This window comes from Micromonospora sp. NPDC023869 (assembly GCF_055559695.1).
Map to the genome: position 1 here is coordinate 761,728 of NZ_JBVHKD010000001.1, position 16,822 is coordinate 778,549.

11 protein-coding genes and 1 pseudogene are annotated in these 16,822 nt (G+C 71.5%); 2 read left to right on the forward strand and 10 right to left on the reverse strand.

The annotated features are described in order from the left end of the window. The 10 genes and pseudogenes from ACZ31C_RS03220 to ACZ31C_RS03265 form a co-directional block, all read right to left on the reverse strand. Positions 1 to 1,310 (reverse strand): annotated as a pseudogene (locus ACZ31C_RS03220) (discoidin domain-containing protein); the annotation flags it as partial. 103 nt (positions 1,311 to 1,413) lie between these two features. After that, positions 1,414 to 3,807, reverse strand: coding sequence for a discoidin domain-containing protein (locus tag ACZ31C_RS03225; RefSeq protein WP_465793974.1), 2,394 nt, complete (start codon positions 3,805 to 3,807; stop codon positions 1,414 to 1,416). 133 nt (positions 3,808 to 3,940) lie between these two features. Further along, positions 3,941 to 5,578 carry a glycoside hydrolase family 13 protein gene (locus ACZ31C_RS03230; RefSeq protein WP_465793975.1) on the reverse strand — a complete coding sequence of 546 codons (1,638 nt, stop codon included), beginning with the start codon at positions 5,576 to 5,578 and terminating at the stop codon, positions 3,941 to 3,943. A gap of 27 nt (positions 5,579 to 5,605) precedes the next feature. After that, the gene (locus ACZ31C_RS03235; protein ID WP_465793976.1) at positions 5,606 to 6,493 is read right to left on the reverse strand and encodes a carbohydrate ABC transporter permease; all 888 of its coding nucleotides are present in this window, start codon (positions 6,491 to 6,493) and stop codon (positions 5,606 to 5,608) included. Between the two features lie 8 nt (positions 6,494 to 6,501). Then, positions 6,502 to 7,458, reverse strand: coding sequence for a carbohydrate ABC transporter permease (locus tag ACZ31C_RS03240; RefSeq protein WP_465793977.1), 957 nt, complete (start codon positions 7,456 to 7,458; stop codon positions 6,502 to 6,504). Between the two features lie 84 nt (positions 7,459 to 7,542). Then, positions 7,543 to 8,916 carry an ABC transporter substrate-binding protein gene (locus tag ACZ31C_RS03245; protein WP_465793978.1) on the reverse strand — a complete coding sequence of 458 codons (1,374 nt, stop codon included), beginning with the start codon at positions 8,914 to 8,916 and terminating at the stop codon, positions 7,543 to 7,545. Between the two features lie 341 nt (positions 8,917 to 9,257). Next, entirely contained in the window at positions 9,258 to 10,259 is a 1,002-nt protein-coding gene (locus ACZ31C_RS03250) for a LacI family DNA-binding transcriptional regulator (protein WP_465793979.1), read from the reverse strand. Between the two features lie 72 nt (positions 10,260 to 10,331). Continuing rightward, entirely contained in the window at positions 10,332 to 11,810 is a 1,479-nt protein-coding gene (locus tag ACZ31C_RS03255; RefSeq protein ID WP_465793980.1) for a dihydrolipoyl dehydrogenase family protein, read from the reverse strand. 54 nt (positions 11,811 to 11,864) lie between these two features. Continuing rightward, on the reverse strand, positions 11,865 to 13,187 hold the full coding sequence (locus tag ACZ31C_RS03260; protein ID WP_465793981.1) for a cryptochrome/photolyase family protein: 1,323 nt from the start codon (positions 13,185 to 13,187) through the stop codon (positions 11,865 to 11,867). Next, complete coding sequence (locus ACZ31C_RS03265; protein ID WP_465793982.1) at positions 13,184 to 14,095, reverse strand: phytoene/squalene synthase family protein; 912 nt, start codon at positions 14,093 to 14,095, stop codon at positions 13,184 to 13,186. The genes ACZ31C_RS03260 and ACZ31C_RS03265 overlap by 4 nt, the downstream gene beginning before the upstream one ends. Before the next feature lie 65 nt (positions 14,096 to 14,160). On the opposite strand from ACZ31C_RS03265, the gene ACZ31C_RS03270 reads away from it, so the two are divergent. Both ACZ31C_RS03270 and crtI read left to right on the forward strand, forming a co-directional pair. Further along, positions 14,161 to 15,315, forward strand: a complete 1,155-nt coding sequence (locus tag ACZ31C_RS03270; protein WP_449944149.1) for a polyprenyl synthetase family protein — start codon at positions 14,161 to 14,163, stop codon at positions 15,313 to 15,315. A gap of 14 nt (positions 15,316 to 15,329) precedes the next feature. Beyond that, complete coding sequence (gene crtI / locus ACZ31C_RS03275; protein ID WP_465793983.1) at positions 15,330 to 16,811, forward strand: phytoene desaturase family protein; 1,482 nt, start codon at positions 15,330 to 15,332, stop codon at positions 16,809 to 16,811. Positions 16,812 to 16,822: the final 11 nt, after the last annotated feature.

Here is a 16,822-nt window from a genome sequence, read left to right on the forward strand (position 1 = left end):
ACCCCGACGTTGTCCGTCGACGCCGACCACGTCAACCGCACCTGCCCACCCCCCGGCTGGGTGAACGCCAGGTTCGTCGGCGCGGACGGCGGTTGGGTGTCGCCGGAGCTGCCGGTGCGGGTGACGGTGTTGCTGTTCGCGGAGACGTTGCCCGCCGCGTCCTTCGCCCGCACGAAGTACGACACCGTCGCACCCGCCGACTGCGTGTCCGTGTACGCCAGCGTCGTACCCGACACACTCGCCCGCAGCGCACCGTTGGCATACACGTCGTACCCGGTCACCCCGACGTTGTCCGTCGACGCCGACCACGTCAACCGCACCTGCCCACCCCCCGGCTGGGTGAACGCCAGGTTCGTCGGCGCGGACGGCGGTTGGTTGTCGCCGGTGGCCGGGCCGTACACCTCCAGCTCGGCCAGTTGTCCCGCCGACCAGCCGGTGTTCGCGGTGACCAGCAGCCGGACGTAGCGGGTCGCGGCCGAGCCGACGGTGACGGTCACCGTGTTGTTGGCCGCCGGGTTGAAGGCGTACCCGGCGGAGGCGACCAGGGTGGTGAAGCTCGTGCCGGTGGTGCTGCCCTGCACGGTCACCGTCTGGGTACGCGCCCCCCAGCCGGCGGGCAGCTTGAGCACCAGCCGGTCGACGGTGACCGTGGCGCCCAGGTCCACCTGGATCCACTGCGGGAAGACGTTGTTCGGGCTCTCCCAGTAGCTGGCCTGGTTGCCGTCGTTGGCGTTGGCGGCGACGTAGACGTCGGCGTGGCCGCTGGCGGACATGCTCCGACCGGCCGCCAGGTTGGCCGACGACGCGACCGCGCCGTACACCTCCAACTCGGCAAGCTGCGCGGCGGGCCAGCCGCTGTTCGCGGTGATCGCGATTCGCACGTACCGGGTGCTGGTGGCCGGGAAGTCGAGGGTGACGGTGTTGCCGCCGGCCGGGCTGAAGGCACGGCCCGCCGAACCGACGATCGTGGCGAAGGCGCTGCCGGTGGTGCTGACCTGCACCGACAGCGTCTGGGTGCGGGCCTCCCAGCCGGTCGGCAGCTTCAGCTTGACCTGGTCGACGGAGTGGGCGGAGCCGAGGTCGACCTGCACCCACTGCGGGAGGGCGCCACTGCTCTCCCAGTAGGTGCCGGCGTTGCCGTCGGTGACGTTGGCCGCGACGAACGAGCCGTTGACGCTGCTGGCGGTGGCCGCGCGACCGGCGGCCAGGTTGGGCCCACCGGCTGCGGCGGCGGGTGGGGCGGGCGCGGCGGTGAGGACGAGACCGACCGCGACGAGCACGGCGGTCAGCCGGGTACGGAATCTGGACATGGCGGATCGACACCTTCTTCCGGGGATGTGGAGAGGCGTTACCGGGTGGCGCTCTTGCGGCGTGGGCGGGTCCCCGCTTCGGCGTGCGGGGCCCGCCCACGGGTCAGGTGGCGTGGACCTCGAACTCGGCGATCTGCGCCGCCGGCCAGCCGGTGTTGCCGGTGACGCTGAGCCGCACGAACCGGCGGTCACCGGTGGACAGGCCGATCGACACCGTGTTGCCGGTGGCCGGGTCGAAGGTGCGGCCCGCCGAGGCGGCGAGCGTGGTCCAGGTGGTGCCGTCGGTCGAGCCGAGCACCGACACCGTCTGGGTACGCGTCTGCCAGGCCGACGACGGCGGCAGCTTGAGCACCACCCGACCCACCCGACGGGCGGTCCCGAGGTCGACGGTGAGCGTCTGCGGGAAGGCGTAGTTGACGCTCTCCCAGTACGTGCCCGCGTTGCCGTCCACCGCGTTGCCCGCCTGGTAGGTCTGGTTGTGGCTGGACGCGACGACCGGCCGTCCCTGGGCCAGGTTCCCGCCGGAAGGCGGCGGGGTCGTGGTCGGCGGCGGGGTCGGCGGCGGCGTGGTGGGCGGGGGGCTCGTCGGGCCGCCACCCCACTGCGGCTCCGGCCACGGACCGCAGTACGGGTTGGCGGTGTACCAACCGGAGTTGCCGGCGCCCTGGGTGATCTGGAAGCCGCTGCCCACACAGTTGTGGATCGGGTTGGGCTGGGCGACACCGGTGGCGCGTACGTTGGTGAAGGAGACCTGGCTCGGTGCCTGCACCTGGAGCGCGTACGTGCCGGTGCCGTCGATGCGGACGTTGCTGAAGCTGATGCCGCTGCTGGCGCCCTCGATCCAGTGCAGCGCCGCGTACGAGCTGTCCAGGATGTCGGTGTCGCTGACCTGGATCGACGCGCCCTGGAGCGGCTCGTTCAACGCGGAGAACCAGATCGCGCCGACCCCGAACCGCCAGTTGTAGTCGGAGTTGCCGTTCCGGATCAGGGTGTTGCGCGCCACGGTGATCGTGCCGGCCACGGCGGTCGGCCCCTGCACTCCGGTGTACCGGTTGGCCACGTGGATGCCACCACCGTTGGTGACCGAGTCGGCGGTCACGTTGTCGGTGATCCGGATGTCCCGGCCGCCGTACGTGACCAGGTGGTTGGCGAGGACGGTCACGCCGATGGTGTTGCGGGCGAACGAGTTGCCCACGTTCGGCACGGTGTCCGCCCACATCGCCAGCGCGTCGTCGCCGGTGTTGCGGACGAAGGTGTTGGTCACCGTCGAGTTGGTGACTCCCCAGTGGAAGTTCACCCCGTCGGCGGTCTGGTCCAGGATCCGGCTGTTGCGGATGGTGAAGTTGTCCATCGGCCCGTCCATCCACGCGCCGACCTTGGTGTGCTGGAGCCAGAGGTTGTCCGCCACCGAGTCCGACATCGCCCCGCCGATGGCGTTCACCTGGTCCTCGTCGACCCTTTCCCGGATGTCACCGATGATGGCGAAGTCACGCAGCACCACGTTGCGGCTGGGTCCGCCGGCCTCGTGCGGCCGGATCTCGCCCCGGTATCCGCCGCCGGTGACGTACTTTCCGTAGATGCCGGCGGCCCGTTTGCGGTCGGTGGGGTGCCGGCCGCCGAGCACCGAGTGCCACGGGCCCGCCCCGCGCAGGGTCACCCCGTCGACCACCACGTGGTCCCAGAGGGTGAAGGTGCCCGGCGGGATCCAGACCGTACGCCCCTGGGCCTTTCCGGCGTCGACGGCGGCCTGGAAGCGGGCGGTGGAGTCGGTCGCGCCGGTCGGGTCGGCACCGAAGTCGGTGACCACGTCGAGCACGTTCGCCGGCTTGGTGATCGGCGCGGCGACCAGCTCGAAGTCGGCCAGGTCGATGGTGAACGTCGGGGACTGCGCGGTCGACGAGACCTGGAGCCTGATCTTCGTACCGGTCGGGTAGGTGGTGCCGAACAGGGTCCGGGCCTCGTCGTAGAAGTGGTGCGGGTTGACGTCGCCGGGGTTGTTGTTGAACGGGTAACCGCCGTAGTACCAGCCGTACTTCGAGGTCACCGGCACGGGCTTGACCAGCGTGCCGTTGGCCCGCAGGTCGATCGTGGCGTCCCGGCCGGTGCCAGCGGCGTTGTCCGGCAGGCTGTAGCGGAACGTCACCGCGTTCGCGGGTGCGGTGAGGGTGAACTCGACGTACTCCCCGACCGCGTCGAGGGTGACCGCCTCCCGGCCGCTGGCCTCCGACGGCAGCGTGCCATAGCGGCGGTCCGGGCCGATCCGGGTGCCGGTGTGGGCGGCGTTCTCGGCCTCGTGCTCGACGAACGCGACGGTGGCGCCCCGACCGACGATGTCGAACGGACTGAGCCCGGCGGCGCGCGCCGGGGTCGCGGTCCCGGCGACGGTGACGACCGAGATGCAGGCGGCGGCGAGGGCGGTGCCGGTGAGGGCGGCCAGCGCGGTACGGAACCGGTGTCCGGGTGGGTGGGGGTGGTGCGGGACGGTGTGGTCGGCCATGAGCGGCGCTCTCCCTTTCCTCAGGTGGCCAGGTCCCCCCGTGGTGGTGCCGGTGTTGCGGTCACCTCCTCGTCGGTGTCGGCCCGTGGCCGGTGTCGACGGCGGGACGAAGCCGCCGACGCCGGGCGCGGGGCTAGGCGGATTCGGGCGCGGTCCGCAGCCAGACGGCGGTGTCCGGCGGCAGCAGGTCGTCGTCGAGCGGGCCGCTGGCGAGCAGCCGCTCGGCGTGCGGCGGCAGCGGCACCGCCACCGGGGAGAGGTTCACCACGCAGGCGAAACCGGGGTCCCGCCGGAACGCCAGCACCCCGTCCGGGGCGGGCAGCCAGGCCATCGGGCCGTCGCCGAGCGCCGGTTCGCCCCGGCGGACGGCGATGGCGGTCCGGTACAGCTCCAGCATCGACCGGTCGTCACCGGCCTGCGCCTCGGCGGTGCGGTCCTTCCAGTCGGCCGGTTGCGGCAGCCACGGCGTGGCCTGCGCACCGTCCGGACCGAAGCCGAACGGCGGCGACTCACCGGACCACGGCAGGGGTACGCGGCAGCCGTCCCGGCCCGGGTCGACCCGCCCGGACCGCTCCCACATCGGGTCCTGACGCAGCTCGTACGGGATGTCCTCGACCTCCCACAGCCCCAACTCCTCGCCCTGATAGACGTAGGCGGCACCGGGTAGCGACAGGGACAACAGCGCGGCGGCGCGGGCCCGCCGGGTGCCCAACTCCAGGTCGGTCGGGACGCCCTCGCGTTTGGCGGCGAAGCTGAACGTGGTGTCCGCCCGGCCGTATCGGGTGACGTGCCGGGTGACGTCGTGGTTGGAGAGGACCCAGGTGGCCGGCGCGCCGACGGGTGCGTGGGCGTGCAGCGTGCCGTCGATGCTCTCGCGCAGCGCGGCGGCGTCCCAGGCGCAGCCGAGGAAGTCGAAGTTGAACGCCGCGTGCAGTTCGTCCGGCCGCAGGTAGGCGGCGAACCGCTGCCGGTCCGGCAGCCACACCTCCCCGATCAGCGCCCGCTCCCCCGGGTAGCCGTCCGCGATCCGCCGCCAGTCCCGGTAGATCTCGTGCACCCCGTCGAGGTCGTGGAACGGGTGCGGCCGGTCCGCCGTCACCTCGGGCAGCGTGGCGTCCTTGACCAGCAGCCCGGCGGAGTCGATCCGGATGCCGTCCACGCCCCGGTCGAACCAGAACCGCAGGACGTCCTCGAACTCGGCGCGGACCCGGGGATGGTCCCAGTTGAAGTCCGGCTGCTCCGGGGCGAACAGGTGCAGGTACCAGTCACCGGGGCGGCCGTCCGGGTCGGTGGTCCGGGTCCAGGTGGGGCCGCCGAACTCGCCGACCCAGTCGGTCGGGGGTCGGTCTCCGTCGGGGCCTCGTCCCGGGCGGAACCAGAACAGGTCCCGCTCGGGGGCGTCCGGTCCGCCGGCCAGGGCGGCCCGGAACCAGGGATGCGCGTCGGAGCAGTGGTTCGGGACCACGTCGACGATGGTCCGGATGCCGGCCGCGTGCGCCTCGGCGATCAGCGCCTCCACCTCACCCAGCGTGCCGAAGACCGGGTCGATGTCGCGGTAGTCGGCCACGTCGTAGCCGGCGTCGGCCATCGGCGAGGGATACCAGGGGCTGAACCAGATCGCGTCGACACCGAGCGCGGCGAGGTGACCCAGCCGGGATCGGATGCCGGCCACGTCGCCGATGCCGTCACCGTTGCCGTCGGCGAAGCTCCGGGGGTACACCTGGTAGATCACCGCGCCTCGCCACCACGGACCGCTGTCTGCTGGGGACACGAGCACCTGCTTTCTGCGTTTGGGGGGTTAGCCCTTGAGTCCGCCGGTGGTCAGGCCGGACATGATGTTCCGTTGGAAGATCAGGAAGATGACCACCGTCGGGATCGCGGCGATCACCGAGGCGGCGATCACCACGTTCATCGGCGTACCGCCGGCGAAGGCGTAGATGCCGACACTGACCGTCCGGGTCTCCGGCGAGGGCATGACCAGCTTCGGCCAGAGGAAGTCCTTCCAGACGGCGGTCACCGCGAAGATTGAGACCACGCCGAGGATCGGACGGGACATCGGCAGCACGATCGACCAGAGGGTGCGCAGCGGCGTCGCCCCGTCCACCAGGGCCGCCGACATCAGGTCCTCCGGAATCGAGTCGAAGAACCGCTTGAGCAGGAAGATGTTGAAGGCGTTGGCGACCAGTGGCAGCCAAATCGCGAACGGCGAGTCGAGCAGGCTGATGTTCAGGATCGGCAGGTCGATCACGGTCACGTACTGCGGGACGATCAGGACCATCGCCGGGATCATCAGCGTGACCAGCATCAGGCCGAGGATCGCGGAGCCGAGCACCGGCCGCAGCTTCGACAGCGAGTACGCCGCGGCGGTGTCGAAGACGAGCTGGAACAGCACCGCACCGGCCGCGTAGTAGAACGTGTTGAACAGCAGCTTGGCCAGGGCCAGGTGGTGCCACGCGTCGACGTAGTTGCGCCACTGCGGGTCCTGCGGGACCAGCGTCGGCGGGGTCTGCGCGATCTCCTGGCCGGACTTGAGCGCGCCGGTGACCATCCAGTAGAGCGGACCGAGGAAGACCAGCGTGAAGCCGACGACCACGACGGCGAGCAGCGTCCAGTAGATCGCGCGGCCGGGGCCGCGCCGGAGTTGCGCCTGCGAGATGAGGGTACGGGTGCCGGAGTCCTGTGCCATGGCGTGTCCTAGTCCTGTTTGGCGGTCAGCCGCAGGTAGACGGCGGAGAAGCCGGCCAGCACGACGAGCATGATCACGCCGAGTGCGGCGGCACCGTTGAGGTCGTTCTGGAAGAACCCGTGCTGATAGATCAGGTACGCGACCGAGGTCGCCGAGTCCTCCGCGCCCGCGCCGTTGGCCAGGATCAGCGGCTCGATGAAGAGCTGCATGGTGGCGACGATCTGGAGCATCGCCAGCAGGGCGAGGATCAGTCGGGTCTGCGGGATGGTGACGTGCCGGATGCGTCGCCAGATCCCGGCGCCGTCCAGTTCGGCGGCCTCGTACAGCTCCCCCGGGATGTTCTGCAGGGCGGCCAGATAGATCAGCACCGCGCTGCCCATGTTCATCCAGGTGGACGCGATGACCATGGCGGGCACGGTCATCTCCGGGGACTGCATCCACTGTGAGGTCGGCAGGCCCAGCCCCTTGAGGATCGCGTTGAACAGACCGGCGTCGCCGGGGTCGTACGCGTAGAACTTGAACAGGAACAGGGCCGAGGCGGGCGGCAGCATCACCGGCAGGTAGACCAGGATCCGCAGGTATCCCTGGGCGTGCCGGAACTCGTTGAGCAGGATCGCCACGAAGAACGGCACCGCGTACCCGAGGACGAGCGCGAGGCCGGTGAAATAGAAGGTGTTCTGCCAGGCCGTCCAAAAGCTGGGGTCGTCGAGGATGCGCAGGTAGTTGTCCCAGCCGACCCAGGTGGTCTCGCCGCGCCGGGTGCGCTGGAAGCTCATCACCACACCGCGGACCATCGGATACCAGGAGAAGACCGCGAAGCAGAGCACCGCACCGATCAGGAACGCGTGCCCGGTGAGGTTGTCCCGGACCTTGCGGCCGAGGCTCGATCGCGCCGGCCCGGCCGGGGCCGGTGAGGGGGTACGCCCCGGGGCTCGGGTGGCGGCCGGGGCAGCGGTGATCGCCAAGGCAACTCCTGGTGGGGTGGGACGACCGGGTGGTACGGCGGTGGTGCGGGTGGGGGCCGGTTGGCCGACCCCCACCCGTGCGGGTCAGCCCTGCGCGGCGAGGAGTTGGTTGACCTTGTCCTCGGCCGTCTTGAGCAGCGCGTCGATGTCGGCGTTCCGGTTGGTGAGCACCCCGGACATCGCGGCGTCCAGGACCGCGTAGATCGCCTGTGCGTTGCGCGGCTCGCCCTTGATCGGGACCGGGTTCGCCTCGAAGATGGCGAAGTTCGCGGTGTCCACGTTCGCGTTCGCCTTCCGCAGGTCGAGTTCCTGCTTCTGGGCGTCGCTGCCGTTGGTGAACAGCAGCGGCTGCGGCAGGCCGACCGGGTAGTTCTGCGGCTTGGCCCGGGCGTAGTCGAACTGCCCCTTGCCCGGCGTCAGCTTCTGGTACGCGATCCACTTCAGACCGGCCCTGACCTGCTCCGGGGTGAGGTCCTTCTTGAAGAAGTAGCCTTCGCCGCCGCCGAGCGTGCCCAGCGCCGTGCCGTCCTGGCCGGGCAGCGGTGCCATCGCCCAGTCCTCGAACTTGCCCTGGAACTGGCTGACGATCGCCTGGGTGGCGTCGGGTGCGCCGACGAACATGCCGACCTTGCCCGCACCGGCGTTGGTCAGCAGGTCGCCCCACTGGAGCAACTGGCGGTCGCCCATGCTGTCGTCGCCGTACCGCATGTCCTTGAGGTTCTGCAGGACCTGGCGGCCCTGCGGGCTGTTGAAGGCGGCCTTCGTGCCGTCCTCGGTCAGCACCTGGCCGCCCTGCGAATAGAGCAGGGCGGTGAAGTGCCAGCCGCCGGTGTTGCCAGCGCTGTACTCGGCGTACCCGGCGATCCCCCCGCCCAGCGCGGAGATCTTCTTGGCCGCCTCCCGGACTTCGCCCCACGTCTTGGGCGGGTTGTTCACGTCCAGCCCGGCCTGCTGGAACAGCACCTTGTTGTAGACCAGGCCCATCGAGTAGTTCTTCACCGGGACGGCGTAGAGCTTCCCGTCGTCGGTGAAGACCTCCTTGAGCGCCGGGTCGACGCTGTCCCAGGTCGGGACCGTCTCGGCGGTGGCGTGCTCGGTGATGTCCATCGCCTGGCCGGAGTCGAGCACCTGCTGGAGATCGGTCATGTACCCGTAGAACACGTCGGTCACCGTGCCGCCGGCCAGGCGGGCGGTGAAGTCCGGCGGGTTGTTGCACTGCTCGCCGACGCTGACGCTCTTGACCACGATGTCGGGGTTCTGCCGCTGGAACTCGGCGACGTCCGCGTTCCAGTTCTGGAGCAACTCCTTCTGCGCGCCGACCGGCTGACAGTCGACGGTGATGGTGACCTTGCCGCTCGCGTCGTCACCGGCGTCGTCGCTCTTGGTGGAGCACGCCGTGAGGCTGAGCCCGGCCACGAGCGCCAACGCCGCAGCCTTCCGGTACTGCGGTACGGACATCTGTCCATCCCTTCGGGGGAACGAAGTGTCGCCGTGAAGTTCGCTGAGCCGCGGTGATCACCACCGCGATGCCTGCTGCTGATCGGTGTCCTGACCCCGTGTAACTGACCGGGGGCCGGGTGTGAGTGGAGTCACTGTAGCGAGGGCGACTCAACTCAGCAAGGTTTCGATCAAACAATGAAATTCAGCGACACTGCGTCGAGAGATGCCGACACAGCTCCTCGCGGACCCCAACGACAGAGGCCGCCGACCGCGAGCAGCGGTCGGCGGCCTCTCGGGTCGTGCGGGTTACCGGACAGTGGGTGTCGGCCGGGACCGACGTCCCGGACCGGAGGGCGGGATCAGCGGCCGGGCGCGGGCGCGGTCGAGCCGCGTACCACCAGCTCCGGCTCGAAGAGCAACTCGTCGGTGAACACGCCGCCGCCCTCGATCTGGGTCACCAGCAGGTCCACGGCGGCCTGCCCCATGGTCTCGATCGGCTGGCGCACCGTGGTCAGCGGCGGATCGGTGCAGGTCATGAACGCGGAGTCGTCGAAGCCGACCACCGAGACGTCGCGCGGCACCGAGCGGCCGAGCCGACGGACCGCGCGGATCGCGCCGAGGGCCAGCACGTCGCTGGCACAGATCACCCCGGTCACGCCACGGTCGACCAGTTTGCTCGCGGCGACCCGGGCGCCCTCCATGGAGAAGCTGGACCGCGCCACTAACTCGGTGTCGTCGCCCCACCCGGCGACCCGTCCCAGGGCGGCCAGCTTGCGTCGCGACGGCACGTGGTCCTCCGGACCGAGCACCAGGCCGATCCGCTCGTGCCCGAGCGAGCGCAGGTGGCCGTACGCCTGCTCGACCGCGACCGCGTCGTCGGTGGAGACCCGGGGGAAGCCCAGCTCGTCGACACCGGCGTTGACCAGCACCACCGGTAGGCCCCGATCGGTCAGTCGGCGGTAGTGCTCGTGCGAGGCGTCGGCCAACGCGTACGAGCCACCGGCGAAGATGACCCCGGAGACCTGGTGGTCGAGGAGCATCTCCACGTACGCCGACTCGGAGACCCCGCCGATCGTCCGGGCGCAGAGCGCGGGGGTGAACCCGCGTTGCGCCAGCGACCCGGTGACCACCTCGGCGAGCGCCGGGAAGATCGGGTTCTGCAGCTCGGGCAGCACCAGCCCCACCAGCCGGGCGCGTTCGCCGCGCAACTTGCTCGGGCGCTCGTAGCCGAGCACGTCCAGGGCGGTGAGCACCGCGGTCCGGGTCGCCTCGGCCACGCCACCGCGGCCGTTGAGCACCCGACTCACGGTGGCTTCGCTGACGCCCGCCTTGCGGGCCACCTCGGTCAACCGTTTCGTCACGGCCGCAATCCTACGTCCCATGACTGCAAAAACAGAACAGTCATCTGTCGCGTACTGACGTGCGACGTCAGATCAGGAGCCCAGATCGCGCAACGCTTCGGACACCGCCCGATGGAAGGTCGGGTACGCGTAGATCATGTGCCGGAGCTGTGCCAACGGCACCGCCGCGTGCACCGCCACCGCCAGACCGGAGAGCACCTCGCCACCGGCCGGTCCGGCCGAGGTGGCGCCGACCAGCACCCCCTGGTCCGCGTCGGCGACCAGCTTGATGAACCCGGCGCCCTCGGTGCGGTGGATCCACCCCCGGGTGGACGAGGCGAGTTCGGTGAAGCCGACCTGCACGTTGATGCCGCGTTCCCGGGCCTGCTGCTCGGTGAGACCGACCGCACCGATCTCCGGGTCGGTGAAGGTGACCCGGGGCAGGGCCCGGTAGTCGGCGCGGGGCACCGACCCGGCCCCGCCGCTCGACCCGGTGGCCGCCAACGAACTGGCCACGCCGACCGCGCCACCGACCACACTGGAGGTGCCGCTGGGGTCCGCGCCGCCGTCCGCCCGCCGGACGTGGTCGAGCAGGTCGGCGACCACGATGGACGCCTGGTACATGGCGATGTGGGTGAACGCGCCCTCACCGGTCACGTCGCCGACCGCCCAGATCCCGTCGGTGACGTGCAGCCGGTCGTCCACGGCCAGATACCGACGGCTCGCGTCGACCCCGACCGTGTCCAGCCCCAACTCGTCGAGGTGGGCGCGGCGGCCGGTCACCACCAGCAGCCGCTCGGCGGTGAACTCCGCGCCGTCCGCGCCGTGCAGGGTGAACCCGTCCGGGCCGTGCGCGACCCGGGCCGCGCGTACCCCGGTGTGGATCTCGACTCCGTCGGCGCGCAGCGCGGTGGCGGCCACCGCGGACGCCTCCGGCTCCTCCACCGCGAGCACCCGGTCGAACGCCTCGACCACGGTGACGCGTACGCCGAACCGGGCGAACACCTGGGACAACTCCAGGCCGATCGCCCCGCCGCCCAGCACCAGCAGCGACTCGGGCAACTCCTCGACCTCGATGGCCTCCCGGTTCGTCCAGTACGGCGTACCGGCCAGCCCCTCGATCGGCGGCACCGACGGCGCGGTGCCGGTGCCCAGCACGATCCCGTGCCGGGCCTGGAAGACCCGGTCGCCGACCCGGACGCGGCCCGGCCCGTCGAGCCGGCCGCTACCCCGGACGAAGCGCCCGCCCTTGCCGGTGAGGCGCTCCACGGCGGCCCGGTCGTCCCAGTCGTCGGTGGCCTCCTGGCGGATCCGCTGCGCCACCGGTGCCCAGTCCGGCCGGACCTGGGCGGTGCCGGCCAGCCCGTCGACCCGCCGCGCCTCGGCCAGCGCGTTCGCCGCGCGGATCATCATCTTGCTCGGGATGCAGCCCCAGTACGGGCACTCCCCGCCGACCAGGTTCCGCTCGACGCCGACCACGGTGAGACCGGCCTCGGCGAGTCGCCCGGCCACCTCCTCACCGCCGACACCGAGCCCGAGCACGACCACGTCCACCACTTCCGGCTCCGCCATCCCGTCAGCATCGCGCACCGCCCGCCCGCCGACCACCCGGCCACGCGGACCGTCTCAGCGCAGCCAGACCGGATCCACCGCGTGCGCCGCTGTGGGCGGTGGATAGTCCAGGTCGCCGCGAAGCGCCTCGGGCAGCCGCCACGGCTGGTGCACCGCCTTGCCGGACACCGCCGCCAGCTCCGGCACCCACCGCCGCACGTACGCGCCCTCCGGGTCGTACCGTTCGGCCTGCCGGATCGGGTTGAACCCCCGGTACGGCCGGGTGTCGTTGCCGGTGCCGGCCACCCACTGCCAGTTGCCCGAGTTGTTCGCCACGTCCCCGTCGAGCAGCCATCGGGAGTAGACCGCCAAGCCGCCGCGCCAGTCCAGGCCGAGCGACTTGGTCAGGTAGCCGGCGGTGATCAGGCGGGCGCGGTTGTGCAGCCAGCCCTCCGCCCGCAACTGCCGCATCCCGGCGTCCACGATCGGCACGCCGGTGCGCCCCACCGTCCAGTCCGCGATCGCGTCGTCGTCGTACCGCCACTGCTCGGTGACGCCGCGCCGGTAGGCCGTCCGGGAGATGTCCGGGAAGGCGGCGGTGACCTGGTAGTAGAAGTCCCGCCAGCAGATCTGCCGGACGAACGGCGACGCGGGGTCACCGGCCCGGTTCGCCACACTCAGCGGCGACACGCAGCCGAACCGCAGGTAGGGGCTGATCCGGGAGGTGACATCACCTGCCATGTCGTCGTGCCGGTCGCCGTAGTCGGCCAGGTGCGGCATCCACCGGTCGAGCCGACGCCGCGCCTCCGTCTCGCCGCCCACCGCCGCGTCCGGCGACTCACCGTCGGGCAGCGCCGGCAGGCGGCCCACCGAGACCCCGCCCGGCAGCGACACCCGGGACGGCGCGGCCAGCTCGTCGCGCCACCGCTGCCCGCTCCAGGCCCGGTGGTACGGGCTGAACACCCGGTAGTGGTCACCACCGCTCGGCTTCGTCGCCCCCGGCTCGACCACCGTCAGACCGGGGAAGAAGCGCAGGTGCAGCCGGTGCCGGTCGCACTCGGCACGCAGCCGGTCGGCTCGCCGGGTGGCGTACCGGGAGACGTCGGCCGACAGCGCCACCGCCTCGGCACCCACCTCCCCGGCCAGCCGGATCGTCTCGGCCACCGGGTCGCCGTGCCGCAGCACCAGGTCGCCGCCGAGCCGGCGCAGCGCGTCACGCAGGTCGGCGAGGCTCTGGTGCAGGAAGCGGGTGCGGTTGGGCGACAGTCGCGCCAGCACCGGGTCCAGCACGTACAACGGCACCACCCGGTCGAAGGCGGCACAGGTCGTCGCCAGCGCCGGGTGGTCGTGCACCCGCAGGTCGCGGGTGAACAGCACGACGGCGGTACGCCCGCTCACCGCAGCCGGGGCCCGGGTAGCTCGACCGGCGTGCCGGCCGGGGTGAGCAGGGCACGGGAGGCGACCGCCATCCGGCGTCGCCGGGGCACGGTGGCCCGCCGGACGAACACGTCGTAGTCCTGGGCGGCGACCTCGTCGAGGATCCCGCCGTACAGCGCGTACGCGGTGCGGATGCAGGCCTGCGAGGCGGGGTCGAGCAGCAGCACCCCCGTTGCGGCGGCGGCGTAGTGGGTCTGCGCACGGCCCACCTCGTGCCGGATCAACTCCCGCACCGGCTCGATGGTCCGACCCGCCGCTCGGCAGGCCAGCAGGTCCTCGCGGGTCACCCCGAAGGTCTCCAGGTCCTCCTCCGGCAGGTACGTCCGGCCCCGGTCCAGGTCCTCGGCGACGTCCCGGATGAAGTTGGTGAGCTGGAACGCGAAGCCCAGTTGGCGGGCCGGCTCCCGAGCCGCCACCGGGGCGGAGCTACCCAGGATGGGCAGCATCATGGTGCCGATGACCGCCGCCGAGCCCTCCATGTAGTCCAGCAGGTGGGCGTAGGTGCGGTACGAGGTCACGGTCAGGTCCATCGCCATGCTCTTGAGGAACGCGGCGAAGTCCTCCCGGTCCAGGTCGAACACGGCGATGGTGTGCAGCACCGCCGGCAGCAGCGGGTCGTCGACCTGCTCGCCGTGCAGTCCGGCGATGAACCGGCCGCCCCAGTCGTCCAGCCGGGCGGCACGGGCCGGCGGGGGCAGCGCCTCTGTCTGGTCGACGATCTCGTCCGCGTACCGAGTGAATCCATATAAGGCGTGCACATGACGCCGTTTCCATGCGGGTAGTAGGCGGGTGGCGAGATAGTAGGTACGCCCGTGGCGTTTGTGCAGCTCACGGCACCTCTCGTAGGCGGCGTTGAGATCCGTCTCCACGGGCCCTCCTCGAAAATCGACGCACCAATCGACGCAACTTGAAACCTTAGGGTACGCTCAGCCGCATGGCCAGCGACCGACTTACCGGTAACCTGCTTCGCGTGGCGCCTGAGCAGCCGGTCGGGGACGACGATCCGATCCGGGCCGTTCTTGCCGCTTACACCCGGGATCTCGTGACCGCCGTCGACGAGACCCTCACCGACTTCCTGACCGCCGAGGTCGACGCGCTGGCGGAAATCGACGCGGCGATGGGCGGTTTCGCCGCGACCGCACGTGACTACGTCCTCGCCGGTGGCAAGCGGGTCCGCCCGACGTTCGCCTACTGGGGATGGCGCGGCGCGGCTGGCGGCGACGAACCGCTGGCCCCGGTGCTGCCCGCACTGGCCACGTTGGAGCTGCTGCACACCTTCGCGCTGGTGCACGACGACGTGATGGACGCCTCCGCCACCCGACGCGGCCGACCCACCGCGCACATGGCGGTGGCCGCCCAGCACGCCGCCGCCGGCCGTAACGGCGACTCGGGCCGCTTCGGGGAGGCCGTCGCGGTGCTGATCGGCGACCTCTGCATGGTCTGGGCCGACCAGTTGCTGTCTCGCGCCGCCCTGCCCCCGGGCCGACTGCTCGCGGTACGCCGCGGGTACGACCGGATGCGGGTGGAGACGGTCGCCGGGCAGTACCTCGACATCCTCGGCGAGGCCGACCCGGAGAGCTGGTCGGTCGACCGGGCGCTGCGGGTGGCCCGCTACAAGACCGCCAGCTACACCGTCCAGCGCCCGCTCCTCTTCGGCGCCAGCCTGGCCGGCGTCACCGACGACGACCGCCTGACCGCGGCGTACACCGCCTACGGCCTCTGCGTCGGGGAGGCGTTCCAGCTCCGCGACGACCTGCTCGGCGTGTACGGCGACCCGGTCACCACCGGCAAGCCGGCCGGTGACGACCTGCGCACCGGCAAGCCGACCGCGCTGCTCGTACTGGCCCGGGAGATGGCCACTCCGGCCCAACTTCGGGAGCTGGACGGCACCGGCGACCCGGTCACCGGGCCCCAGGTCGCCCGGCTGGCCGAGGTGGTCGTCGACACCGGCGCGGTGGACCGGATCGAGCGGATGATCGACGAGCGGGTCGAGGAGGCCCTGGCGGCGCTCGACACCGTCGCCGTGGACGAGACCGCGCGGGTGGCGCTGGCCGGTCTCGCGGCGGTGGCCACTCACCGGAGGGCATGATGGGGAGATTTTCGGTGCGGACCGTGGACGGACGTACGGATCGGGTGGTGGTCGTCGGGGCGGGTCTCGGCGGCCTGGCCTGCGCGCTGCACCTGGCCGGCAGCGGACGGCAGGTGACCCTGCTGGAACGTGAGCCGGTGCCGGGCGGACGAGCCGGGCGGCTCAGCGTGGACGGCTACGAGTTCGACACCGGTCCCACCGTGCTCACCATGCCCGACCTGATCGCCGAGGCGCTCGGCGCGGTGGGCGAGGAGTTGTCCGACTGGGTCGACCTGATGCCGCTCGACCCGGCGTACCGCGCCTACTACCCGGACGGCTCCACGCTCGACGTGGTGACCGACACCGCCCGGATGGCGGCGGAGATCTCCCGGGTCTGCGGGCCCCGCGAGGCCGACGGCTACCTGCGGTTCGTCGAATTCGCCCGCAACCTGTGGCGGTTGGAGCGGGCCGACTTCATCGAGCGCAACCTCGACGCCCCCACCGACCTGCTCACCGCCAACCTGCTCAAGCTGGTCGCCACCGGCGCCTTCCGGCGACTCCAGACCAAGATCGACCAGTTCTTCCGCGACCCGCGTACCCGGCGCATCTTCTCCTTCCAGGCGATGTACGCCGGCCTCGCCCCGCACGACGCGCTGGCCATCTACGCGGTCATCGCGTACCTCGACTCGGTCGCCGGGGTCTACTTCCCGCGCGGCGGCATCCACGCGGTCTCCCGGGGGCTGGCCGGTGCCGCCGAGAAGCACGGCGTCAAGATCCGGTACGGCACCACGGTGACCCGGGTGGAGACCGCCAACGGCCGGGCCACCGGCGTGCTGACCGCCGACGGCGAGTTCGCCCCCGCCGACGTGGTGGTCCTCAACCCCGACCTGCCGGTGGCCTACCGCGACCTGCTGCCGGCGACCCGGCAGCGCCGACTGACCTACTCGCCGTCCTGCGTCGTGCTGCACGTCGGCTCGACCCAGGGCTACCGGCGCATCGCGCACCACAACATCCATTTCGGGCGTGCCTGGAAGGGCACGTTCGACGAGGTCATCCGGCGCGGCGAGCTGATGACCGACCCGTCCCTGCTGGTCACCAACCCGAGCCGGACGGACCCGTCGGTCGCGCCCGCCGGGCGGCACACCTACTACGTGCTCGCCCCGGTGCCCAACCTGGAACGGGCGCCCTTCGAGTGGCGGGGCGACCTCACCGCCCGGTATTCCGACCAGCTCATCGCCACCCTCGAGGAACGCGGCTACGTCGGCTTCGGCGCGGGTGTCGAGGTGCTCCGGGCGGTCACCCCGGCCGAGTGGGCGGAGCAGGGCATGGCCGCCGGCACCCCGTTCGCCGCCGCGCACACCCTGTTCCAGACCGGCCCGTTCCGCCCGTCCAACCTGCACCCGTCACTGTCCAACGTGGTCTTCGTCGGCTCGGGCACGCAGCCCGGCGTCGGAGTGCCTATGGTGCTCATCTCGGGCAAGCTGGCCGCCGGCCGCATCACCGGCGACGGCCGGTGAACGAAGGATGG

Bases quoted from the DNA above. Each gene is read 5' to 3' on its own strand.
- ACZ31C_RS03255 (WP_465793980.1), bottom strand. From the start codon at position 11,810: ATGGCGGAGCCGGAAGTGGTGGACGTGGTCGTGCTCGGGCTCGGTGTC.
- ACZ31C_RS03225 (WP_465793974.1), bottom strand. From the start codon at position 3,807: ATGGCCGACCACACCGTCCCGCACCACCCCCACCCACCCGGACACCGG.
- ACZ31C_RS03235 (WP_465793976.1), bottom strand. From the start codon at position 6,493: ATGGCACAGGACTCCGGCACCCGTACCCTCATCTCGCAGGCGCAACTC.
- ACZ31C_RS03270 (WP_449944149.1), top strand. From the start codon at position 14,161: ATGGCCAGCGACCGACTTACCGGTAACCTGCTTCGCGTGGCGCCTGAG.
- ACZ31C_RS03245 (WP_465793978.1), bottom strand. From the start codon at position 8,916: ATGTCCGTACCGCAGTACCGGAAGGCTGCGGCGTTGGCGCTCGTGGCC.